Source organism: Catellatospora sp. NPDC049133, assembly GCF_040648455.1.
GTDB lineage: Bacteria > Actinomycetota > Actinomycetes > Mycobacteriales > Micromonosporaceae > Catellatospora > Catellatospora aurea.
On the sequence record NZ_JBEZDT010000002.1, the window covers coordinates 44,708 to 66,615 of the forward strand.

The 21,908-nt window shown below is 72.1% G+C and carries 18 protein-coding genes and 1 riboswitch; of the genes, 3 read left to right on the forward strand and 15 right to left on the reverse strand.

Annotated elements, in window-relative coordinates; genetic code table 11:
- Positions 1-85: 85 nt before the first annotated feature.
- Positions 86-3,757 (reverse strand): cobaltochelatase subunit CobN, encoded by a 3,672-nt coding sequence (gene cobN, locus AB0B35_RS02495; protein ID WP_361039763.1) that lies wholly within the window; start codon positions 3,755-3,757, stop codon positions 86-88.
- A 38-nt stretch (positions 3,758-3,795) separates the two neighbouring features.
- A riboswitch (cobalamin riboswitch) is annotated at positions 3,796-3,985 on the reverse strand.
- 1 nt (position 3,986) lies between these two features.
- Here cobN and AB0B35_RS02500 point away from each other — a divergent pair.
- Together AB0B35_RS02500 and AB0B35_RS02505 are read left to right on the forward strand one after the other, a co-directional pair.
- Positions 3,987-4,373 (forward strand): DUF2784 domain-containing protein, encoded by a 387-nt coding sequence (locus AB0B35_RS02500; RefSeq protein WP_361039766.1) that lies wholly within the window; start codon positions 3,987-3,989, stop codon positions 4,371-4,373.
- A gap of 107 nt (positions 4,374-4,480) precedes the next feature.
- On the forward strand, positions 4,481-5,830 hold the full coding sequence (locus AB0B35_RS02505) for a DUF222 domain-containing protein (protein WP_361039768.1): 1,350 nt from the start codon (positions 4,481-4,483) through the stop codon (positions 5,828-5,830).
- Between the two features lie 163 nt (positions 5,831-5,993).
- Here the strand turns inward: AB0B35_RS02505 and AB0B35_RS02510 are convergent, their stop codons facing one another.
- From AB0B35_RS02510 to AB0B35_RS02550, 9 genes are all read right to left on the reverse strand, one after another.
- Complete coding sequence (locus tag AB0B35_RS02510; RefSeq protein WP_361039771.1) at positions 5,994-6,554, reverse strand: hypothetical protein; 561 nt, start codon at positions 6,552-6,554, stop codon at positions 5,994-5,996.
- A gap of 64 nt (positions 6,555-6,618) precedes the next feature.
- Positions 6,619-8,325 (reverse strand): sulfite exporter TauE/SafE family protein, encoded by a 1,707-nt coding sequence (locus tag AB0B35_RS02515; protein ID WP_361039774.1) that lies wholly within the window; start codon positions 8,323-8,325, stop codon positions 6,619-6,621.
- The gene (locus tag AB0B35_RS02520; protein ID WP_361039776.1) at positions 8,325-9,671 is read right to left on the reverse strand and encodes a hypothetical protein; all 1,347 of its coding nucleotides are present in this window, start codon (positions 9,669-9,671) and stop codon (positions 8,325-8,327) included. Before AB0B35_RS02520 ends, AB0B35_RS02515 begins: the two co-directional genes overlap by 1 nt.
- 114 nt (positions 9,672-9,785) lie before the next feature.
- Positions 9,786-11,453, reverse strand: coding sequence for a DUF4331 domain-containing protein (locus tag AB0B35_RS02525; protein ID WP_361039778.1), 1,668 nt, complete (start codon positions 11,451-11,453; stop codon positions 9,786-9,788).
- A 235-nt stretch (positions 11,454-11,688) separates the two neighbouring features.
- Complete coding sequence (locus tag AB0B35_RS02530) at positions 11,689-12,081, reverse strand: PPOX class F420-dependent oxidoreductase (protein ID WP_361039780.1); 393 nt, start codon at positions 12,079-12,081, stop codon at positions 11,689-11,691.
- Between the two features lie 37 nt (positions 12,082-12,118).
- Entirely contained in the window at positions 12,119-12,397 is a 279-nt protein-coding gene (locus AB0B35_RS02535; RefSeq protein WP_361039782.1) for a DUF6510 family protein, read from the reverse strand.
- Between the two features lie 11 nt (positions 12,398-12,408).
- Positions 12,409-13,173 (reverse strand): ferredoxin reductase, encoded by a 765-nt coding sequence (locus tag AB0B35_RS02540; protein WP_361039785.1) that lies wholly within the window; start codon positions 13,171-13,173, stop codon positions 12,409-12,411.
- Complete coding sequence (locus AB0B35_RS02545; RefSeq protein ID WP_361040264.1) at positions 13,143-13,739, reverse strand: sulfite oxidase-like oxidoreductase; 597 nt, start codon at positions 13,737-13,739, stop codon at positions 13,143-13,145. The genes AB0B35_RS02540 and AB0B35_RS02545 overlap by 31 nt, the downstream gene beginning before the upstream one ends.
- A 195-nt stretch (positions 13,740-13,934) precedes the next feature.
- Entirely contained in the window at positions 13,935-15,218 is a 1,284-nt protein-coding gene (locus AB0B35_RS02550) for a citrate synthase (protein WP_361039787.1), read from the reverse strand.
- A 210-nt stretch (positions 15,219-15,428) separates the two neighbouring features.
- On the opposite strand from AB0B35_RS02550, the gene AB0B35_RS02555 reads away from it, so the two are divergent.
- Positions 15,429-15,950 (forward strand): nucleoside deaminase, encoded by a 522-nt coding sequence (locus tag AB0B35_RS02555; protein WP_361039789.1) that lies wholly within the window; start codon positions 15,429-15,431, stop codon positions 15,948-15,950.
- A 132-nt stretch (positions 15,951-16,082) separates the two neighbouring features.
- On the opposite strand, the gene AB0B35_RS02560 is transcribed toward AB0B35_RS02555, so the two are convergent.
- The 5 genes from AB0B35_RS02560 to AB0B35_RS02580 form a co-directional block, all read right to left on the reverse strand.
- Positions 16,083-17,084: an NAD-dependent epimerase/dehydratase family protein gene (locus AB0B35_RS02560; protein ID WP_361039792.1), complete on the reverse strand. Its 1,002-nt coding sequence runs from the start codon at positions 17,082-17,084 to the stop codon at positions 16,083-16,085.
- Positions 17,085-17,324: 240 nt separating this feature from the next.
- On the reverse strand, positions 17,325-19,592 hold the full coding sequence (locus AB0B35_RS02565; RefSeq protein WP_361039794.1) for an ATP-dependent RecD-like DNA helicase: 2,268 nt from the start codon (positions 19,590-19,592) through the stop codon (positions 17,325-17,327).
- Between the two features lie 186 nt (positions 19,593-19,778).
- Positions 19,779-21,158 carry an FAD-binding oxidoreductase gene (locus AB0B35_RS02570; protein ID WP_361039797.1) on the reverse strand — a complete coding sequence of 460 codons (1,380 nt, stop codon included), beginning with the start codon at positions 21,156-21,158 and terminating at the stop codon, positions 19,779-19,781.
- A 146-nt stretch (positions 21,159-21,304) separates the two neighbouring features.
- Positions 21,305-21,589 (reverse strand): hypothetical protein, encoded by a 285-nt coding sequence (locus AB0B35_RS02575; protein ID WP_361039800.1) that lies wholly within the window; start codon positions 21,587-21,589, stop codon positions 21,305-21,307.
- Positions 21,583-21,891, reverse strand: a complete 309-nt coding sequence (locus AB0B35_RS02580; protein ID WP_361039802.1) for a hypothetical protein — start codon at positions 21,889-21,891, stop codon at positions 21,583-21,585. The genes AB0B35_RS02575 and AB0B35_RS02580 overlap by 7 nt, the downstream gene beginning before the upstream one ends.
- Between the last annotated feature and the right edge of the window lie 17 nt (positions 21,892-21,908).

Genomic DNA, 21,908 nt, shown 5'->3' on the forward strand with positions numbered 1-21,908 from the left:
GTTGCAGAACATGAGGGCGTCACCATAACGACCTCAAGATCTGCGGAGAATCGCCCGATCGCCCGAACGCCGCGCCACCGCCGGATCAGCCCTCCAGGCTGCCCTCCGCCTCCAGATAGGCCTGGAGCAGCGCGTCCAGCGTGGCCGGATCGGGCTCGGCCCACAGGCCCCGGTCGGCGGCCTCGATGAGGCGTTCGCTGATGCCGCGCAGCGCCCACGGATTGGACCGCTCCAGGAACTCGCGGACCTCCGGGTCGAAGACGTACGCCGCCGCCAGCTTCTCGTACATCCAGTCGTCGACGACCCCGGCCGTGGCGTCGTAGCCGAACAGGTAGTCCACGGTCGCGGCCAGCTCGAACGCGCCCTTGTAGCCGTGCCGGCGCATCGCGGCGATCCAGCGCGGGTTGACCACCCGGGCCCGGAACACGCGCTTGGTCTCCTCGCCCAGGGTGCGCGTCTTCACGCTGTCGGGCAGGTGCGAGTCGCCGATGACCGCGGTCGGCGAAGCCCCGGTCAGCGAGCGCACCATCGCGATCATGCCGCCGTGGTACTGGAAGTAGTCGTCGGAGTCGACGATGTCGTGCTCACGGGTGTCCACGTTCTTCGCGGCGACGCTGACCCGGCGGTAGACCCGTTCCAGGTCCTCGCGGGCGGCCCTGCCGTCCAGGTCGCGGCCGTACGCGTAGCCGCCCCAGACCGCGTACACCTCGGCCAGGTCCTTGTCGTCGCGCCAGTTCCGGGCGTCGATGAGCGGGAGCAGGCCGGCCCCGTACGCCCCCGGCTTGGAACCGAAGATGCGGGTGGTGGCCCGCCGCCGGTCGCCGTGCTCGGCCTCGTCGGCGCGGGCGTGCGCGCGCACGAAGTTGTCCTCGTCGGCCTCGTCCAGCTCGGCCACCGCCCGCACCGCGTCGTCGATCAGCGCGACCGCGTGCGGGAACGCGTCCCGGAAGAAGCCGGAGATGCGCACCGTCACGTCCACTCGCGGCCGGCCCAGCTCGGCCGGCGGCACCACCGCGAACCCGGTCACCCGCCGCGACGCGTCGTCCCAGGTCGGGCGGCAACCCAGCAGGGCCAGCACCTCGGCGATGTCGTCGCCCTGGGTGCGCATCGCCGACGTGCCCCACACCGTCAGCCCGACCGTGCGCGGCCACTCGCCGGTGTCCTGCCGGTGCCGGGCCAGCAGCGAGTCCGCCAGTGCCACCCCGACGTCCCACGCGTTGCGCGACGGGATCGCCTTCGGGTCGACGGAGTAGAAGTTGCGCCCGGTCGGCAGCACGTTGACCAGGCCACGGGTCGGCGAGCCGGACGGCCCCGCCGCGACGTAGCGCCCGTCGAGCGCCTTCAGCACCGCGGTCACCTCGTCCACGGTCGCGTCCAGCCGCGGCACCACCTCGGTCGCGGCGAAGTGCAGCACCGCCTCCACGGCGTCGTCCGGGCCGCCCAGCACCTCGGCGACGACCGCCGGGACCTTCGACGGCTCCCAGCCCAGCGTCTCGTTGCCGATCACCAGCCGCCGGGCCACGCCCTCGATCAGGTCGACGGCGTCCGCGCCGGTGCGGGCCGGGCCGTCGGCGACGTCGGTCAGGTCCGCGGGCACGGCCGCCACGGCACCCGGCTCGGCCAGCAGGGCACGCTCGTCCAGCCCGTACCGGCGGCACAGTGCCGCCCGCAGTCCCGGCAGCGCCCCACGCACGCCGCCCCACACCTGGTTGGCGCGCAGCACCGCGAGCACCAGGTTGATCCGCGCCTCGCCTTCCGGCGCGCCGCCGAGGACGTGCAGGCCGTCGCGGATCTGCGAGTCCTTGACCTCGCACAGGTAGCCGTCGACGTGCAGGATGAAGTCGTCGAAGTCGTCCTCGCCCGGCATGTCGGCCTGGTGCAGGTCGTGGTGGAGCTGGGCGGCCTGGATCAGGGTCCAGATCTGGGCGCGCACCGCGGGCAGTTTCGTCGGGTCGAGGGCCTGCACGGTGGCGTACTCGTCGAGCATCTGCTCCAGTTTCGCCATCTCGCCGTACGTCTCCGCGCGGGCCATCGGCGGCACCAGGTGGTCCACGATCACCGCGTGCCCGCGCCGCTTGGCCTGGGTGCCCTCGCCCGGGTCGTTGACGATGAACGGGTACACCAGCGGAATGTCACCGAGCACCGCGTCCGGCGCGCACTCGCGGGACAGGCCCAGCCCCTTGCCCGGCAGCCACTCCAGGGTGCCGTGCTTGCCCAGGTGCACCACCGCGTCCGCGCCGAACTCCTGGTCCAGCCACCGGTACGCGGCCAGGTAGTGGTGGCTCGGCGCGAGGTCCGGGTCGTGGTAGATGGCGACCGGGTTCTCCCCGAAGCCGCGCGGGGGTTGGATCATCAGCAGCACGTTGCCGAAGCGCAGCGCCGCCAGCACGATCTCGCCCCGGTCCACGTACAGCTCGCCCGGCGGCTCGCCCCACGCGGCGACGATGCCGTCGCGCAGGCTCGCGGGCAGCGTGGCGAACCATCGGGTGTAATCGTTCAGCGGGACCCGGGCCGGGGCCGCCGCGAGCTGCTCCTCGGTCAGCCACTCCACGTCGTGCCCACCCGCCGCGATCAGCGCATGGATCAGCGCGTCCCCGTCCTCCGGGCTGTGACATGGCGCCAGAGGCGCGCCGTCGCCCAGGTCGTACCCCGCCTCGCGCAGCGCCCGCAGCAGCACCACCGCGCTGGCCGGGGTGTCCAGACCGACCGCGTTGCCGACCCGCGAGTGCCGCGTCGGGTAGCTGGACAGCACGATCGCAAGCTTCTTGTGCTCGTTCGGCACGTGCCGCAGCCTCGCCTGGCGCACCGCGATGCCCGCGACCCGGGCCGCCCGCTCCGGGTCGGCGGCGTACACGCCGATGCCGTCCGGGCCCGGCTCCTTGAACGAGAACGGCACCGTGATCAGGCGGCCGTCGAACTCCGGGATCGCCACCTGCATCGCCGCGTCCATCGGGCTCAGCGCCGCGTCCGAGTCCTGCCACACCGCCCGCGACGAGGTCAGGCACAGCGCCTGCAGCACCGGCACGTCCAGCTCGGACAGCGCCGCCACCGACCATGCCTCGTCGTCCCCGCCGCCGCTCGCGTCCGCCGGGGTGGTGCCGCCCGCCGCCAGCACCGTCACGATCAGCGCGTCGCAGCCCCGCAGCAGGTCAAGCAGCCCGTCCGACACCCCGCGCAGCGAACCGCAGTACACCGGCAGCGCGTTCGCGCCCGCGTCGTGCAGCGCCCCGGCGAGGGTGTCCACGAACGCCGTGTTCCCGGCCAGCTCGTGCGCGCGGTAGTAGACGATCCCGACGGTCGGCCGCCCGGCCTCGTGCGCCGGGCCGGGGCGCACGCCGAACTCCGGCGTGGCCCGCGGCGCCTCGAAGCCCTCGCCGGTCATCAGCAGCGTGTCCGACAGGAACCGGTGCAGCTCGCGCAGGTTGTCCGCACCGCCCTCGACCAGGTACGCCAGCGCCTCCCCGGCCACCCCGGCGGGCACGGTCGACTCGGCCTGCAGCGCGGCGTCGGGCAGCGCCTCCCCGCCCAGCACCACCACCGGCAGCCCGCCGGCGAGCACCGCGTCGAGCCCATCCGGCCAGGTGCGGCGGCCGCCGAGCAGGCGCACCACCGCGAAGCCGACGCCCCGCAGCAACTCGGGGACGTCACCGGCGTCGAGCCGGGCCGGGTTGCCGATGCGCCAGGGCGCACCCGACGCCCGGGCGGCGAGCAGCTCGGTGTCCGCAGTGGACAGCAGCAGACCTTGGACAGCCGTCATGGCCGCGTACCTCCTGTCGGGGTCCGCGCCCCGGTAGCAGAGTCGATGCGGCGGCCGGAGTCTCCTGACTCCCGGATCGACGCCCGGCCCCGGGCCTTCCCTTGCGGTGGCCTCGGATCTCTCCGACGGGGTGGGGACGGGCTCCCCGGTCACAGTGGCGGGACCGTCTCGGCTCTTCCCCGAGTTCCTCCCTGCCGCCGAGAGCGATCCTAGCGGCAGATAATGGAGCATGGCCTATCAGTGGCTCGCCGGGCTGACCATGGTGGTGCACTTCGCGTTCCTCGCGTACGTCGTCGCGGGCGGTTTCCTGGCCTGGTGGCGGCCGTGGCTGATCTGGCCGCACCTGATCGCCGCCGGCTGGGGTTTCGCCACGGTCGTCCTCGGCCTCGACTGCCCCCTGACCTACGTCGAGGACTGGGCCCGCCGCGAAGCCGGTGAGCAGGGCCTGTCCCGCGGCTTCATCGACACGTACCTGACCGGCGTGGTCTACCCCGAACGGTTCACCGTGCCGCTGCAGGTGCTGGCCGGGCTGGTAGTGCTGACCTCCTGGATCGGCTTCGCCCTCCGCCGCAGGCGCGGCCGGCACGGGTCCGCCACCTCGGCCGACGTGCCATAGAGTGCCGGGATGATCGAACAGCTCGCCTCTGGCGGTCGCCACCAAAGCCATCTGTTGATCGATCAACTTCGTGGATTTTTGTCGTACACCGGTTCTAAAATGGAGCCATGCGGGAGGCATTGGCGCAGGCGGGGCGATCGGTCGCCGCTTGCGTCGACTCGCCTGTGTGGCCCCTGACCGACGTCGAGCTGATCACCTCGCTCGACTCGGTACGAGCGTTGCGGGAACGCCTGGCGGCGGTGGAACTGTCGCTGGTCCGCGAACTCGACGCCCGTGCGGTCCCCGTCGCCCACGGTGCCTCCAGCACCGCGGTCTGGCTGCGTGAACACTGGCGCATCGGCATACGCACGGCCAAGCAGACCGTGGAACTCGCCCGCGCGCTGGACCGCCTCCCCACCACCGCCGACGCCCTCGCCGCCGGAACCGTCAACACCGAGCAGGCCGCTGTCATCGCTCAGGCTATCGCCGCGCTTCCCTCCGAGGTGGGCCTGGAGACCGCAGCGAAGGCCGAGACCGCGCTGATCGGATTCGCGGCCCAGTTCGAACCGTCCGTGCTCCGCCGCTTCGGCGAGCGCATTCTCACCCACGTCGCCCCCGACACCGCTGAGGGGCACGAACGCGAGACACTGGCCGCGCAGGAGGAACGCGCTTACGCCACCCGCACGCTGACCCTTGTCGCCGACCGCAGCGGGCGGGTGCGCCTGACCGGCTGGCTCGACACCGAAGCCGCCGCCGTGGTCACCGCCGCCCTCGACCCCCTCTCCCGCCCTGGTGCTGTCGACCACACCCGCGCCCACGTCACCCTCGGCGGTGCCATCGCGAGCGACAGCGACCCCGTCGAAGGCTCAAACGCCGCCGGGCACCGCGCGCCTGAAAGCGCTCGGGACATGCGCACCGCGGGTCAACGGCGGGCCGACGCCCTCACCGAGATCTGCCGCCGTGTGCTCGCCTCGGGCGAACTGCCCGACAACGGCGGCGACCGTCCTCAGCTCGTGATCACCGTCGACTACGACGACCTCGCGCAACGCACCGGAGCAGGGCTGCTCGACAACGGCACGACGCTCACTCCTGAGACCGTCCGGCGCATAGCCTGCGACGCCCAGGTCATTCCCGCGGTGCTCGGCGGCGACGGGCAGCTTCTCGACCTCGGCCGGACCCGCCGACTCATCAACGGGGCCCTGCGCCGAGCGCTCGTCCTCCGCGACCAGGGCTGCGCCTTTCCTGGCTGCGACCGACCGCCTCGCTGGTGCCAGGGGCACCACATTCGGCACTGGGCCGACGGCGGTCCCACCGACCTCGACAACGCCGTGCTCCTGTGCGGGCACCACCACCGCGTCGTCCACCACGACGACTGGCAGGTCCGGGTCGGCCACGACCGGCGGCCCGAGTTCATCCCGCCGAGCTACGTGGACGCCGCCCGGCTTCCTCGCCGCAACTCCTTCCACCTGCGGCCCTAGGCCGGGCCCGATCGCTGATCACACCGGGCCGAGCCGGGCCACCACTCGGAGAATCGGCACCGCCCGAGCAGATGGACGGCCGCCGCTGCGCAAACTGCTTGATCGGCACACGGCCGGCAAGGCAAGCAGCCCGCCCTCGGCATCCTTCTGGTCGGCGCGCACCCTAAGGCACATCGGCAGACCGACCGGCCCGGTCCGGAACGATCTCCCTGTAGGAGCGGTAGGGGCCCGCCTCCTCCCAGCCCAGGTCCCAGCCGGTCACCAGCTGTGCCGCCGCTATCGGCACGCGGTACCACGTCTCGGCATCCCCGTCCGGGCCGATCGTCGCCGCCAACTGCTCCAGGTCGTACGGCAACCTCTCGCTCGCGAGGGGGCGCTCGTCGAGTTCGCCCTCGAAGGACACCTCCCACGCGACGACCCCGTCGGCGCAGACCAGGGCGTGGCTGAACAACTCCCGCTCGATCACTTCCAGCCGCACCACCCGACCCGCCACCGACCATCGCCCCAGCTGCGCGTCGGAGTCACCGAGGGAGAAGTGCGGATCGATCAGCACCGTCCAGCCCACTGCGGCGGGCCCCACCGACGGGTAGGGCGCCGACTCGGCGGCGGCCTCCCGTTCCGATCTGAAGACGTCGGACAGGTGACCGCCCAGCAGTGCCGCCACCTCCGCAGGCGTCCGGTTCTCCAACAGCACGTAGCAGCAGGACCAGCTTTCGGCATTCACAACGTCGAGGATGCCGCCCCGAGCGCGCCTGCATGATTGGTTTGTCGGCGGCAGCGTGCCGCGATCAGACCACCAGCGTCGCGGCACGTGCGGCGAGGCCGACGCCGACGAGCAGCACCATCGCGCTCGCGGCGTACGGCCCGGCCAGCCGGAGCCGCCGGAACCGCTCGAATCGCGCCGACCAACGATCGCGGACCTTGAGCAGCAGCAGGCCCGCAACGGTGAGCGTGCCCGCCATACCCAGCCCGTAGGCGAGCACGAGCAGGATGCCGAAGCCCGTCCGGCCCAATGCGATCGCGCCCAGCAACACCACCAGGGCGGACGGGCTGGGCACCAGGCCCGCCGCCACCCCGATCGCGCCGAGCCCGAACCGGCCACGTCCCGTGCCCTCGGCAGCATGGGAGCCGCCGTGAGAGTGCACCCGGCCGAACAGACCATGCCGATGCACATGCCCGTGGGCATGGCCGTGGGCATGGCCGTGAGCATGGTCGTGGTCGTAGCCGTAGCCGTGGCCGTGGCCTTGGCCGTGGTCGTGGTCGTGGCCTTGGCCGTGGTCGTGGTCGTAGCCGGACGTGCCATGGGAGTGGGCATGGTCGTGGCCTTGGCCGTGGTCGTGGTCGTGGCCGGACGTGCCATGGGAGTGGGCATGGTCGTGGTCTGAGATGTCGTGGGTGTGGGTGTGACCGGGCCTGCGGCGCAGGGTGGCCAGCAGCATGGCGAGGCCTACGGTGATGACGATGGTGCCGCTGGCCAGGCCGAGCCAGCCGAGGACGGTCTGTCCGGTCAGGCCGGAGACGGCGGTGAGCAGCAGGCCCAGGGCGATGACGCCGCCGGTGTGGGTGGCGGTGACGGTCGCGCCGACGGTCAGCGCGTCGCGGGGACGGCCAGCGCGGCCGGCGAGGTATACCGCCATCACGGTCTTGCCGTGGCCGGGAAGCAGCGCGTGACCTGCCCCGAGCACCAGGGCGAGCAGCACGGCGAGCAGCCCAACCAGCGGGGTGAGCCGGTCCGCGCCGACCGTGTCGAGGACCTGCTGCTGCGCCCAGGCGGCCCAGCGCAGTGGCGCGGGGTCGTCGGGCCGGGCGGGCGCGCCCAGGTCCGGTGCGACCGCCGAGGTGAGGCCGTTCGGTGCGCCGGGTGGCACTGCGGCGGGACGGGCGGGCAGGCGGGCGTCGCGGACGTCGAGCGGGGAGCCGAGCAGGTCGACGGGGTAGTCGCGCAGTTCGTTCGTCGTGCTGCGGGCGGGCACGGGTGAGTCGGGCAGGTCGATGCCGACGCCGGTGGCGGTGATCTCGCGCCAGCCGACGCGGTCGGCGAGGTGCCCGTTGTGGACGGTGATCGCCGCCGGGCGGTCCAGCCGGGCGGGGACGCTCAGGGTGCAGGTGATCCGGCTGGTGGCCAGGCGGGCGGAGCCCGGTTCGAGGGTCATCCCCGCCGAGTGGACGGTCCAGGTCAGGGGGCGGTCGTCGAGGCGTACCACCAGATCCCGGGCGAAGGCGTCGCAGGCGGCCGCGGCGTGCGCACGCAGCTCGGGCGCGTCGGCGACGCCGTCGCCGGAGGTGTCGACCGTGCTGCGCTGCTGCAGCGTGGGCAGCTCGGCGATGTCGAGGATCGTGGTGGCGTCGACGGCGTCGGGGCGCAGGGTCAGCGCGACGAGCTGGTTGATGGACAGGTTGCCGAGCGGGTGCGCGGACGCGGGGGCGGGCAGCAGCGCGAGCGCGACCCCTGCCAGCGCCACGACGGGCAGGGTACGGCGGATCATGAAATTCATCAGGCACCTGCCGAGGCCAGGGCGCGCGCCGCGGCGGGTGCGTCGACCGGGGAGAAGTGGGGGTTGAGCCGCAGCGCCCGCGCGAGGTCGCGGCGGCCGGCGGCACGGTCGCCGAGGGCGAGTTCGATCATTCCCAGGTGGTACGCGTGGAGCGCGCTGCGCGCGCCGAGCGCCGCCGCGGCACGGGCCAGGGGCAGCGCCTCCCGGTGCCGTCCGGCCTGGTGCAGCGCCCAGGCGAGGGTGTCGGCGACGTCGGTGTGCTTGCGCCGCTGCCACTCGCCCGTGGCCAGGCGCACCGCGGTGGCATGGTCGCCGCGGGCCAGGGCCAGCTCGGCGGCGGCGAGGTCGTCCGCGCCTCCCCCTGCGGCCAGCAGGTCCAGGGCGGCCTGTGCCAGGGCCAGTTGCGCCTCGGCGTCGGCGGCGCGGCCGAGCGAGCGCAGCAGCAGCGCGTGCTCGACCAGCAGGGACGGGGTCGGCGAGGCCGCGGTCAGCGCGGCGTATCCGGCCAGCGCCTCGGCGGTGCGGCCGCTCGCCGCGTCGACGCGGGCGAGCCCGTGGCGCAGCGGCAGGTAAGCGGCGTCCGCGGCGAGGCCGGCCTCGTACGCGGCGCGGGCCGCGACCAGGTCGCCGCCGTGCCAGGCCAGGTCGCCGAGCTGGTGGTGGACGAAGGCCAGGTCGGCGGGCGCGATGGCGGTGGCGAGCGCCTGGGTCCACAGCTCGCGGGCCTCTTCGACCCGGCCGTGCTGTTCGAGGTCGTATGCCGCCCGGGACAGCGCGGGCAGGCCCGGCCGCAGATCGAGCATGCGCTGCGCCGCCTCGGTCGCCTCGGCGGGCCGGCCGAGCTGGGTCAGCGCGTCGGTCAGCACCCCGTACGCGTCGGCGCTGAACGGGTTGCCCGCGATCGCCTGCCGGGCCAGCCGCTCGGCCTGGGCGAAGTCGTGCCGCGCGTTGGCCAGCGCGCCCAGCCCGGCGAGCGCCGCGTCGTTGCCGCCGCCCGCGGTGCCCGACGCCGTGGCGTCCCGGTCCGTGGCATCCCGGTCCGCGGCGGACGGTCCGGGGTGCAGGCGCAGCGACTCGCGCAGCGCGCCCTCGGCCCGGGTGTAGTAGCCGGGGTCCCCGGTGATCCGGGCCCGCTCGACGTACGCGCTGCCCAGCGCCGCCCAGGTGGTCCAGTCGCCGGGCACGTCCCGCAACCGCGCCTGCGCCTGCTCGATCGACTCGACCAGCGGGTCGCCCTGGGCGTACGCGGACTCGGCGGTCCACGGCTCGGGCCCCGCGCCGAACGCGCCCCCGAGCCCGAGCAGCGCCGCGGCGGTGACACCCACCGCGATGATCCGTCGCCACATGTCTACCTCCCCTTTCACAAGATCAGCGATGGGAAGGGCACCTTCTACAACGCGGAGCGTTGAGCCGAACTGCTGCTCGTCTCGCTACGCGAGCCGACGGTGCCCTTCCTTTCCTCAGTGGGTGTGGGCGGGCTGGTCGGGGCCGTGGGTGTGGGTGTCGGGGCGGTTGCGGCGGCGCATCCACCAGCCCGCGAAGAGGAGCAGGCCGAGGCCGCCGGCGACGGAGGAGCCGACCATCGCCATGGCGCCTCCGGTGGACATGCCCCCTTCGACGCCGGAGGACGCCGACGCCGGGGAGGCGTCGACCGAGGCCGGTGCGGCCGGGTTGCCGCCGCCCGTGCCGGCCGTGTTGACCCCGACCGCGTTGGGCAGGGCCACGTACGGGAACGTGTCACCGAAGGCGTTCTCGTTGGCGTCGACCTTGTCCCCGGCGGCCAGCGCGTCCACGATCTGGCCGGTCTGGGCCGCGCCGACCAGGGCCTGCAGCTCGATGTCGACGACGTCGTCGGCCAGCCGCCGCCCGTTCGGGAAGCCCTGCAGGTCGCCGCCGATGACGCCGAGGCGGTTCGGGTCGGCGGTGATCGGCACGGACAGGTTCAGCCGCAGCATCTCCGACGGCCGGAACTTCGACGGGTTCACGTCGGCGTTGTTGAGCTGCGAGTTGAGGTCCGCCTTGATCGGACCGTCGGCCTTGGTGGTGATCCCGGTCAGGAAGATCTCGACCAGGTCGTTGCGCGGGGTGGCCGGTGCGGGGATGTTGTAGATCGTCTCGATCAGCTTGGGCACCTCGGGTTCGGTCACCCGCTTGACCAGCTGCGGGATCTTCGCGTCGCCGTCGGGGCGGGAGGCGTTGAACGCGTCCTTGAGCCCGGCGGGCACGACGACCTCGTTGACCAGCGGGTTGCCCAGCCGCGAGACCTGCACCCGGTCCCCGCTGCGCGGGTCGCCGGTGCGTCCGGTGATGCGCACCCGGGGCCGCTCGGTGGTGGTCCAGACGCCGATCACGGGGTTGCGCGCGCCGTCGCCGCGCAGCGCGACGTCCTTGAACGGCACCTCCAGCGCGATGGTGTTGACGTTGTACCCGGCCAGCGTGTCCTGCCCGGTCTCGCTGAGGTCGCCGCCGTACAGCAGGTCGAACACCCGCAGGTCCAGGAAGAACGGGTCGTCGGCCTGCCCGGCGAAGATGCGCCAGCCGCCGGGCAGCTTGACGGTGGCCTGCTCGCGCAGCGCGCCGTAGTCCGGCATGGACGCCGGGCCCACCCGCGAGGGTGCGACGGCGACGTTGCTGGCCCGGGTGCGGAAGGCCTCGCCGTTGAACGAGGACTCCAGCGTGTACGTCTGCTTGAACAGCAGGTTCTCGTCGTCGAGCGAGGTCACCGGCCCGTTGTTGAACAGGAAGGTGGAGTTGCCGCGCTTGTCGACGTTCTTGAACGTCCACCGGAAGCGGGCGTCGGGCCGCGCGTCCCCGTCGCTGTCCACATTGATCAGGTACTGCGCGTCGGTGGCGAACGGGTGGAAGTTCGGGCCGCCGTTCGGCTCCTGGAACGGGACCCAGTTCGCCACGAACGTGACGAAGCCGGGACGGTCCGGGCTGACGAAGGCGTACAGGTCGGTCGCGTCGACGGCGGGGTCGAGCGCGATGAGGGGCGCCTCGCGGTGGCTGGACGCGCCGGCCGTGCCGGGCCCGAGCGCGTACAGCCCGCCGGAGACGGCCAGGCAGGCCGCCACGGCGAGCGCGGCCCCGGTCCGGCGGCGGGCCGGCTGGCGCAGGGTGAGTCTCATGGTCGGGTCCTCCGGTACTGAGGGGCAGACGCGCCGACCGCGTCTGTTGCCGGAGCTTCGGACCCGCCCACCCGCATAGATGGGCGCCTGTCCACTTGCCGTCACCGACCCATCCGAACGCCCCTCCGGCACCGAACCACCCCCTCATGAAAGGAAGGGCACCTTCACAACGCTCCGCGTTGCAGAAGGTGCCCTTCCTAACGCCCGATAGGCGCTGAGCAGGCCGTATGAGCGGTCAGGCCTGGGCGAGCCGGACGGTCGGGGTGACCTTGACGATCACGCGCACCTCGTCGGCCTTGCGCCACGGGTAGCTGTCCTTGCCGAGGTACTTGTAGGCGAGCTTGTCGATGTGCGCGTCCGCGCCCTCCTCGACGAACTCGACGTCGCCCTTCACCCAGAGCGTGCGGTAGTCGTTCGCCTTGTCCACGATGGAGATGCCGACCCGCGGATCGCGGACCATGGCGTTGTACTTCACCCGGCCCTTGGCGGTGTTGAACAGGATGTGCTCGCCGTCGGTGTCGATCCACACCGGCGTGACGTGCGGCGAGCCGTCGAAGTCGACCACGCCCACGTGGGCGAGCTGGGGCTCGTTGAGCAGTGCGATGTCGTCTGCGGTCAAAATACTCATAACGCGCAATCTACCCGTCGAAGCGGGATCGAACCCGTCACTCCGCGGGCATCGGGATGCGCAGGGACATGGTGCCGCGCAGGTCGAGCCAGGCGCTGCTCGGGCCGCGGACCAGGCGCATCACCACCTCCTCGCAGGACGGGCAGCGGGCGACCAGGCCGGGCGCGTGGGTGTACACCTTCAGGCCGGCCACCGGCCCCTCGTCGCCACAGTTGACGCAGCGCCCCACGGCCTGGGTCATGTCCGTCGCGAAGATCTCGCGCAGCGGCCCGGCCAGGGCGTTGCCGTCGGTGAAGTCGTCGGAGAAGAGTTCCATCACAGCCTCCGTCAGGTGCCGCTCGGGCCGAAGCGCTCGGTCTTCACCCGGCGGGCGTCGTGGCCCAGCGCGATCAGGATGTCGGCGACCGCCTCGACGAAGCCGGTCGGCCCGCACACGAAGCAGGACGGCCCGAAGTCCGGCGGCCAGCCGCCATTGTTCACGTCGGCCACGCCCAGCCGCCGCGGCGGCAGCGGCCAGCCCTCAGGCGTCTTGCGGGTGTACACGTAGCTGACGTCCAGCCCGAAGTCGTCGCGCGCCCGGGTGCGCAGCTCGTCGGCGTAGTACCGGTCCTCCGGCGTGCGCGCCGAGTAGATCAGGCGGAACAGGGCCTTGCTGCCCGCCGCCCGCCGGGCCCGGATCATCGCCATCAGCGGCACGATGCCCGAGCCGCCGCCGATCAGCAGCACCGGCGCCTGGTCCGCGGACCGCCACACGAACCAGCCGCCCACCGGCCCGCGCAGCTCGATCACGTCGCCGACGGACAGGGTCTGGGTGAGGTACGGCGACACCTCCCCGTCCTCGACCAGCTGCACGGTCAGCGCCACCCGGGTGCCGTCGGCGGGCGTGGCGATGGAGTAGCTGCGTTCGGTGCTGTACCCGTCCTCGGCGGTCAGCCGCACGTCGACGTGCTGACCGGGCAGGTGCCCCGGCCAGTCCGGCACGTCGAACACGAGGGTGCGCGCGCTGGGCGTCTCGTCGCGGAACTCGACCAGCCTGGCCGCCCGCCAGACCAGCCGCGGGCTCAGTCCCCCTGGTACCGCTGCTCGCGCCATGGGTCACCGTAGTCGTGGTAGCCGGCGCTCTCCCAGAAGCCCGGTTCGTCCTCGTCCATCAGCGTGATGCCGCGCACCCACTTCGCCGACTTCCACAGGTAGAGGTGCGGCACCAGCAGCCGGGCCGGGCCACCGTGCTCCGGCGTCAGGTCCTCGCCGTCGAACTTGTAGACGATCCAGGCCTGCCCGTGCAGCAGGTCCTCGTACGGCAGGTTCGTGGTGTAGCCGCCGTACGAGTGGACCATCGCGTAGTCGGCCGCCGTGTCCACGCCCTCCAGCAGCACGTCCAGGCTGACGCCCTGCCAGCGCGTCTGCAGCTTCGACCACTTGGTCACGCAGTGCAGATCGACCGTGGGCCGCTCGCTGGGCAGCGCCATCAGCTGCTTCCAGTCCCAGCGGTGCTTCTGCCCGGCCTCCGTGACGATCACGAACTCCCACGTGTCCGTCGGCACCCGCAGCGTCGGCCCCGCCGTCAGCACCGGGAAGTCCTCGGTCAGGTACTGCCCCGGCGGCAGCCGCACCTCGCCGCCCTCAGTCCCCCGCCGCCCCCGGAATCCCGGCGACACAATCCCACCCATCCCCCACAACTACCACCCCACCCCGGCCCCACCAACCCCCTTTGCCACGTTGATCATGAACTTATGGCACGGCTCGACGGCGAGTCGTGGCCACAACTTCATGATCAACACGGGAGGGCGGACCGCCTGAGACGCGAAAGCGCGCCCGCGGGTGCGGGCGCGCTTTCGCGGGTGAGGCTGGGGTCAGCGCTGGGCGACCGGGACGAAGTCGCGCTCGGGGGCGCCGGTGTACACCTGGCGCGGGCGGCCGATCTTGGTGGCCGGGTCGCTCATCATCTCGCGCCACTGGGCGATCCAGCCGGGCAGGCGGCCCAGGGCGAACAGCACCGTGAACATCTTCGTCGGGAAGCCCATGGCCTTGTAGATCAGGCCGGTGTAGAAGTCCACGTTCGGGTAGAGCTTGCGCGACACGAAGAAGTCGTCGGCCAGCGCGATCTCCTCGAGCTGCATCGCGAGGTCCAGCAGCGGGTCCGGCTTGGCCATGCGGCCGAGCACGTCCTGCGCCATGTTCTTCACGATCGCCGCGCGCGGGTCGTAGTTCTTGTACACCCGGTGACCGAAGCCCATCAGGCGTACGCCGTCCTCGCGGTCCTTGACCTTCTTCACGAACGCCTGCACGTCGCCGCCCTCGGCGCGGATGCGCTCCAGCATCGACAGCACGGCCTCGTTGGCGCCGCCGTGCAGCGGGCCGGACAGCGCGTTCACACCGGACGACACCGAGGCGAACAGGCTGGCCTGGGCCGAGCCGACCAGGCGCACCGTCGACGTGGAGCAGTTCTGCTCGTGGTCGGCGTGCAGGATGAGCAGCAGGTCGAGCGCCTTGGCGAAGACCGGGTCGACCTCGTAGCCGGTGGCCGGCACGCCGAAGGTCATGCGCAGGAAGTTCTCCACGTACCCGAGGGAGTTGTCCGGGTAGAGCATCGGCTGGCCGATCGACTTCTTGTACGCGTACGACGCGATGGTCGGCAGCTTGGCCAGCATGCGCACGGTCGAGATCTCGACCTGCTCGTTGTCGAACGGGTCCTGGCTGTCCTGGTAGAAGGTGCCCAGGGCGCTCACCGCCGCCGACAGCACGGCCATCGGGTGGGCGTCGCGCGGGAAGCCCTCGAAGAACCGCTTCATGTCCTCGTGCAGCAGCGTGTGCATGCGCACCCGCTCGGTGAACTCCGACAGCTGCACTGCGGTGGGCAGCTCGCCGTACATCAGCAGGTACGAGACCTCCAGGAAGGTGGAGTGCTCGGCCAGCTGCTCGATCGGGTACCCGCGGTAACGAAGAATGCCCTCGTCACCGTCGATGTACGTGATCGCGGAGGTGCAGGCGGCGGTGTTGACGAAGCCCGGGTCGTACGTGACGTATCCGGTTTCCTTCAGCACCTTGCCGATGTCGAGCCCGGACGGGCCCTCGACGGCCGGCTGCACTTCCAGGGAGAGGTGTCCACCCGGGGTTTCCAGGTTCACATCCGCCACGACTTCCCTCGCTTTATCGGGAGCTTGTCTTACCAAAAGTTAAGTTTCAGGGTAAGCACTCGACGGCGGCATCCGCCCCATCCCGTGCTGAGGGGAGAATCACGGTCCCCGGCTTGTTTTAAGGCGACTTACCCTCTTTTCTGCCGAATTAACAGGGGTTGTGTGTCCAGAGCGACTGCCCCGCGCGGCCTCGCGTCTTAGGCTGGACCCGTGGCGACGGAGCCCCTGGCCAGCGTGGACATGTCGGGCGAGGAAGCCGAAAGATGGCTGGCCCTCGCGGTGAAGTTCGCTGTCGCCAACGTGGAATCGGGCGGCGGCGGGCCCTTCGCGTCGATCATCGTGCGCGGCGGCGAGGTCATCGGCCGGGGCGTGAACCGGGTCATCCGCGACCTGGACCCCACCGCGCACTCCGAGATCGTCGCCATCCGTGCCGCCTGCCGCCAGGCCCTGCACTTCCGCCTGCCCGGAGCGGTGCTGGTCTCCACCTGTGAGCCCTGCCCCATGTGCCTGACCGCGGCGCTGTGGGCCGACGTCGGCCGCATCGTGTACGCCGTCGACCGCCACGAGGCCGCCGCGGCCGGATTCCCGCAGGTCGAGCTGTACGACCTGTTCGAGGACCCGCAGCACAAGTGGACCGTGCCCGTCGGCAAGATCTCCATCGCCCAGGCCCAGGACCCCTTTGAAGCCTGGCAGCGCACCAAACCCCAGCGCCAACAGCAAGCGCGCCCCTGACTGACCCCGGGCCGAGCCGCTCACGCCCGGTCGCGCCGGATCGCGGTTGCAGTTTCGGGGAAAGTGCAGCTATCGACGAGCTGATACCTGCACTTTCCCCGAAACTGCAGGAGCGGGGCGGGGGCGGGGCGGTCAGGCGGGGTGGGTGGCTTTCCAGGTGGTGAGGAGGGCGGACTCGTCGTCGCGGGTGATGCCGGCCCAGGGTTTGCGGGTGGGGCCGGTGGCGAGCCAGGCGAGGGTGTCGCGCGCGGTGTCGGCGACCGGGCGCGGCGACAGGCCTGCCGCGAGCGCATCGCTGACGTCGCGGGACAGGAAGCCGGCCCACTCCGGCAGGGGCAGCCACATCGGCAGCGAACGCTCGCCCGCCCACGTCTCGACGCCCTGCTCCGTGAGGAACTCCTGGTCGACCCAGGTCAGCTGCGATGCGGTGCCGACGCCTTCGGCGATGCCGGCGAGCATGTCCGCCCGGCCGACCGGCGCGCCGATGCCGTCGTACACGCCGGCCAGTCGCTGCTCGGCGGCCTGCACCAGCCAGGCGGCCAGGTCGCGTACGTCGATCCACTGGACGGCGTCGCCGGGTGTGCCCGGGGCCAGCACCTCGCCGCCCTCGGCCAGCCGGGACACCCAGTAGTCGAAGCGTCCCGTCGGGTCCTCGGGGCCGACGATGAGCCCGGCCCGGCACAGCATCGCGCGCTCCGGCCCGACGGCGTCGAGCAGCGCCTGCTCGCAGGCGACCTTGGCCGGTCCGTAGTTCTCCCCGGTCGCGTCGTCGGTCTCCAGGGGCAGCGGTTCGAGGAGCGGGGCCTCGGCGGCGCGCTGGCCGGGGGTGCCCTGGTCGGCGTAGACGGAGCAGCTGGACACGTACACCCAGTGCGGGATGCGCGCGCCCAGGTCGGCGACCGCGTGACGGACGTGGCTGGGCCGCCGTGCGACGTCGATCACGGCGTCGAAGTCGCCGTCGAGGCCGGCCAGGCCGCCGGGCACATCACGGTCGGCGGTCACCAGGGTGGCCCCGGCCGGGATCGCCCCGGACACGCCCCGGGTGACGCAGGTGACATCGTGGCCCGAGGCCAGCGCGTGGGCGGCCACCGCGCGCCCGAGGAAGACGTTGCCGCCGAATACGAGCAGTCGCATGGGCCCCAGCATCGCCGACCCGGCACGCTATTCGCACACCCGTTCGCCATCGGCGTACCCGAGCCGCCCAGCCGTAGCGGCGTCGCGTCGCCGTGTCCGACCGGCGGCGGCCACGGGCAGGTGCCGACGGGGGTGCGCGGGCGGCAAGATCGTCCGACTTGCCTGGCACCTGGGCGAAAGCGAGCTCAAGATACGCACAGGTGCCAGGCAAGTCCGATGATCATGCGGGGCGCCGCGGGGTCAGGAGGGTGGGATGAGGCGGTGGTCGAGGGCGGTGTGGCGGCGGCCGGCGCCGAGGGTGCGCACGGCGACCGCGAGGGCGCGGGTGGACCCGGCGAGCACGACCAGCTTCTTGGCCCGGGTGATCGCGGTGTAGAGCAGGTTGCGCTGCAGCATCATCCAGGCGCTGGTGGTCAGCGGCACGACCACCGCCGGATACTCCGAGCCCTGCGAGCGGTGGATGCTGATGGCGTACGCGTGTACCAGCTCGTCCAGCTCGTCGAAGCCGTACTCGACGTCCTCGTCCTCGTCGGTGCGCACGATCAGCTTGTGGTCGTCGGGGGCCATGCCGGTGACCACGCCGACGGTGCCGTTGAACACCCCGGCCGTGCCCTTGTCGTAGTTGTTGCGGATCTGGGTGACCTTGTCACCGACCCGGTAGACCCGCCCGCCGTAGCGGCGCTCGGGCCGGCCCTCGACCGCCGGGGTCAGCGCCTGCTGGAGCAGCTGGTTGAGGTTGCCCGCGCCGGCCGGGCCGCGGTGCATCGGGGTGAGCACCTGGATGTCGCGGCGCGCGTCGAGGCCGAACTTCTTCGGGATGCGCTGCGACACCAGATCCACCACCAGCGGCGCGGTGGCCTCGGTGTCGTCGCACTCGAAGAAGAAGAAATCGGGGAAGCCCTTGAGCTGTGGAAACTCCCCGGCGTTGACGCGGTGCGCGTTGACCACGACGCCGGACTGCTGCGCCTGGCGGAAGATCTGGGTCAGCCGTACGCGGGGCACGACGTCGGCGTTGAGCAGGTCCCGCAGCACCTCGCCCGCGCCGACCGAGGGGAGCTGGTCGACGTCGCCGACCAGCAGCAGGTGCGCCCCGGGCGCGACGGCCTTGACCAGTTTGTTGGCGAGGATCAGGTCGAGCATCGAGGCCTCGTCGACGACGACCAGGTCCGCGTCGAGCGGGTTGTCCCGGTCGTAGCTCGGGTCGCCGCCGGGCTGGAGTTTCAGCAGCCGGTGCACCGTGGTCGCCTCGTGGCCGGTCAGCTCGGCGAGGCGTTTCGCGGCCCGGCCGGTCGGTGCGGCCAGCACGATCTTCGCGCGCTTGGCGCGGGCCAGCTCGACGATCGACCGTACGGTGAAGCTCTTGCCGCAGCCCGGACCGCCGGTGAGCACCGCGACCCGCTCGGTGAGCGCGAGCCGCACCGCCTGCTCCTGCTCGGGGGCCAGCTCGTGGCCGGTACGGGTCTTGAGCCAGGCCAGGGCCTTGGCCCAGTCGACGCCGTCGAACACGGCCAGCCGGTCCCGCGAGGTGTTGAGCAGGGTCAGCAGGCTGCCCGCGAGGCCGCGCTCGGCGCGGTGGAACGGCACCAGGTAGATCGCGGGCACCAGGCCGTCGGCGCCGGGCACGTCCTCGCGGACCACGCCCTCCTCGTCGATCAGCTCGCGCAGGCAGGTCGTGATGAGGTCGGCGGGCACGCCCAGGTCGGCCCCGTCCTTGTCCGTGACGGCCAGGATCTTCGCGGCGGCGGTGGTGAGGTTCGGGGCGGGCAGGAAGCAGTGGCCGTTGTCGGCGGCCTCGCTGAGGGTGTGCTGCAGGCCGGCCTTGACGCGCTGCGGGCTGTCGTACGCGATGCCGACCGCGCGGGCGATGGTGTCGGCGGTGCGGAAGCCGATCCCCCACACGTCGGCGGCCAGCCGGTACGGCTCCTCGCGGACCACCGTGATGGAGCCGTCGCCGTACTGCTTGTAGATGCGCACGGCGAGCGAGGTGGACACACCCACACCCTGCAGGAAGATCATGACTTCCTTGATCGCCTGCTGCTCCAGCCAGGCCGCGGCGATCAGCTTGGTGCGCTTCGGGCCCAGTTTCGGCACCTCGATCAGGCGCTGCGGCTCGGACTCGATGACCCGCAGCGTGTCCACGCCGAAGTGCGCCACGATGCGCTCGGCCAGCCGCGGGCCGATGCCCTTGACCAGGCCGGAGCCGAGGTAGCGCTCGATGCCGACGATGGTCGCGGGCAGCACCGTGGTGTAGTTCCACACCTCGAACTGGCGGCCGTAGCGCGGGTGCGAGGTCCACCGGCCGGTCAGCCGCAGGCTCTCCCCCGGCTGCGCGCCCAGCAGCGCGCCGACCACGGTGAGCAGGTCGTTGCCGGACTTCTCGGTCGCCACCCGGGCGATGGTGTAGCCGGTCTCCTCGTTGGCGTAGGTGATCCGCTCCAGCACCGCTTCGAGCACGGTGCCCGGCGGCCGGCTCGGCGCGGCGGCCGGGGGCGAAGTCGACGCGGTCACTCCGACATGGTGCCGCAACGGTGCGTCGAAACGGCGGCCGCGCCCCGGCCGATCGCGGCCGGCGAGCCGGCTCTGCGCATCCGCGCTGCCCAGCATGGGTGAGGCGTTAAGAAGGTGCCCTTCCACTACCAATAGCGATGGGAAGGTGCCCTTGCTTCAGCCGATCGCGGTGGGAAGGCGCTTGCTTCAGCGTTCGGGGCGGATGTTGGGGTTCAGGTGGAAGGTGTTGTCGGGGTCGTAGGCGGCTTTGATGCGGGACAGGCGGCGGTAGTTGTCGAGGCCGTAGGAGGCGACGACGCGCTCCTGGCCCTCCTGGCCGATGAAGTTGCTGTAGACCGCGCCGGTGGACCAGGGTTTGACGTCGGCGCGCAGGTCGCGGGCCCAGCGGATGGCACGGTCGTCGTCGTCGGCTTCGGTCCACAGGCCCAGCGGGTGGACGACCCAGGGGGCGCGCCGCCACGGGACCGGGTAGGTGCTCGGACCCGCGGCGACCGCGCCGCCGTACGGGAAGAGCACGTGCTGCGACGGGGACGGGACCACCATGTCCTCGGCGCGCGCGCAGAACAGGTCGATCGCCTTGTCGGGCAGGGTGTCCAGGTGCTCGGCCGACCAGTAGTTGCGGTAGCCGGGCGGGTCGTCGAACATGCACTGCAGCTCGGCGTAGGGCACCTCGGCGATCAACTCGCCCTGGTGGCCCAGCCGCAGCAGCGGGCCGATCACCCGGCGCGCCCGCGCCAGGTCACCGGCGTACGTGACGAGCATGGCGCAGGCCAGCCTGCCCACCAGGTGCGCGGGCGTGAACGGCTCGGCCGGCCCGGTCAGGTAGATGATGCCGCCGCCGACCTCCTCGGGCGCGTCCTCCATGAAGTCGCGGTAGGCCCGGGTCACGTCCGGTCCCGCCTCGGGCGGCCACAGCAGCAGCGCCACCGAAGCCGTGGGCAGCGGGTAGAGGCGCAGCGTCAGCGAGGTGACGACGCCGAAGTTGCCGCCGCCGCCGTGCAGCGCCCAGAACAGGTCCGGATGGCTCTCCTCGCCGGCCACGACGGTGTTGCCGTCGGCGGTGACCAGCTCGGCGGCGACCAGGTTGTCGCAGGCCAGGCCGAACTTGCGCTCCAGCCAGCCGGAGCCGCCGCCGAGCGTGAAGCCGCCGACCCCGGTCGTGGAGACCCGGCCACCGGTGGTGGCCAGGTCGAAGGGCTGGGTGGCGCGGTCGAGGTGGCTCATGGTCGCGCCGCCGCCGACGCGTACGACCCGGCGCTGCGGATCGACCGTCGCCTGGTTCATCCGGCGCAGGTCGATGACGAGGCCGCCCTCGGTCGACGCGGTGCCCGCCACGCCGTGGCCGCCGCCGCGCACCGCGATCTCCAGGCCCTGCTCGCGCGCGAACTCGATGGCCCGGGACACGTCCGCCCCGGTGGCGCACTGGGCGATCACAACCGGCCGTTTGGCGATCATCGAATTGAACAGGGTCCGCGCGTCGGCGTACGCCGCGTCGTCCGGCCCGATCACCGACCCGGCGAAGCCCGACCGCAGATCGGCCACCGCCGTCGCACCGAGGACGGTCATGAGAACTCCCCACGCAGGTAGACGGCGCACCAGGGTCCGCAGTCCAGCCTAGTGAGGCTCGGGACGAGCCACCGCGAAAAGGGAGTTCTCGTCCTGCCGCCCGACGTCCTGCCGCCCGACGTCCTGCCGCCCGCGCGGACGGCAGGTCAGCAGAACCAGCCGTCCTGCACCCAGCCATTGCGGTTGACGTGTCCATAGGCGAACCCGTAGATGTATCCGCCCTGCCGGGGACCCTTGACCAGGAAGGTCTGACCGGCGTAGAGGGTGCCCATCCAGGCGCCGAGCGGCTCGGTGCGCACGAACAGCGACTCGGCGCAGACGGTCTCCCGCACGCCGACGGTCCCGTTGGCCGCCTGGGCGGCGGACGGCACGGCCAGCAGGGCGAGGGCGGTCACGGCCGCGGCGGCCGCGCGCAGGGTTCCGGTCACCACGAGTCGTACCCTCCGATGCACTCGATCCGCATGTAGCCCCAGTCGTTGGGCCCGAAGTCGAAGGTCGCCGCCCAGCCGTTGTAGACCGGGTGCGCGCCGGGGGTGTGGCCGACCTTGTTGCCGTACTCCAGCACGCGCTTGAGGCCGTGCGGGCCGGAAGCCGAGTCGTAGTTGTCGTAGAAGCTGGCGCTCTGGCAGACGTTGATCGCGTGGCGGGGCACGACGACGGCATGGGCCGGGCTCGCGGTGGCGAGCACACCCACGGCGGCCAGGGACGCGATGACTCCCGTGGAGATTCGCATATCCACTTTCCTCACTC

Coding starts and splice junctions, on each gene's coding strand:
- AB0B35_RS02505 (WP_361039768.1), top strand. CDS start 4,481: ATGCGGGAGGCATTGGCGCAGGCGGGGCGATCGGTCGCCGCTTGCGTC.
- AB0B35_RS02570 (WP_361039797.1), bottom strand. CDS start 21,158: ATGACCGTCCTCGGTGCGACGGCGGTGGCCGATCTGCGGTCGGGCTTC.
- AB0B35_RS02535 (WP_361039782.1), bottom strand. CDS start 12,397: ATGGAACTCTTCTCCGACGACTTCACCGACGGCAACGCCCTGGCCGGG.
- AB0B35_RS02580 (WP_361039802.1), bottom strand. CDS start 21,891: ATGCGAATCTCCACGGGAGTCATCGCGTCCCTGGCCGCCGTGGGTGTG.
- cobN (WP_361039763.1), bottom strand. CDS start 3,757: ATGACGGCTGTCCAAGGTCTGCTGCTGTCCACTGCGGACACCGAGCTG.
- AB0B35_RS02500 (WP_361039766.1), top strand. CDS start 3,987: ATGGCCTATCAGTGGCTCGCCGGGCTGACCATGGTGGTGCACTTCGCG.
- AB0B35_RS02515 (WP_361039774.1), bottom strand. CDS start 8,325: ATGAATTTCATGATCCGCCGTACCCTGCCCGTCGTGGCGCTGGCAGGG.
- AB0B35_RS02525 (WP_361039778.1), bottom strand. CDS start 11,453: ATGAGACTCACCCTGCGCCAGCCGGCCCGCCGCCGGACCGGGGCCGCG.
- AB0B35_RS02540 (WP_361039785.1), bottom strand. CDS start 13,173: ATGGCGCGAGCAGCGGTACCAGGGGGACTGAGCCCGCGGCTGGTCTGG.
- AB0B35_RS02530 (WP_361039780.1), bottom strand. CDS start 12,081: ATGAGTATTTTGACCGCAGACGACATCGCACTGCTCAACGAGCCCCAG.
- AB0B35_RS02520 (WP_361039776.1), bottom strand. CDS start 9,671: ATGTGGCGACGGATCATCGCGGTGGGTGTCACCGCCGCGGCGCTGCTC.
- AB0B35_RS02560 (WP_361039792.1), bottom strand. CDS start 17,084: ATGCGACTGCTCGTATTCGGCGGCAACGTCTTCCTCGGGCGCGCGGTG.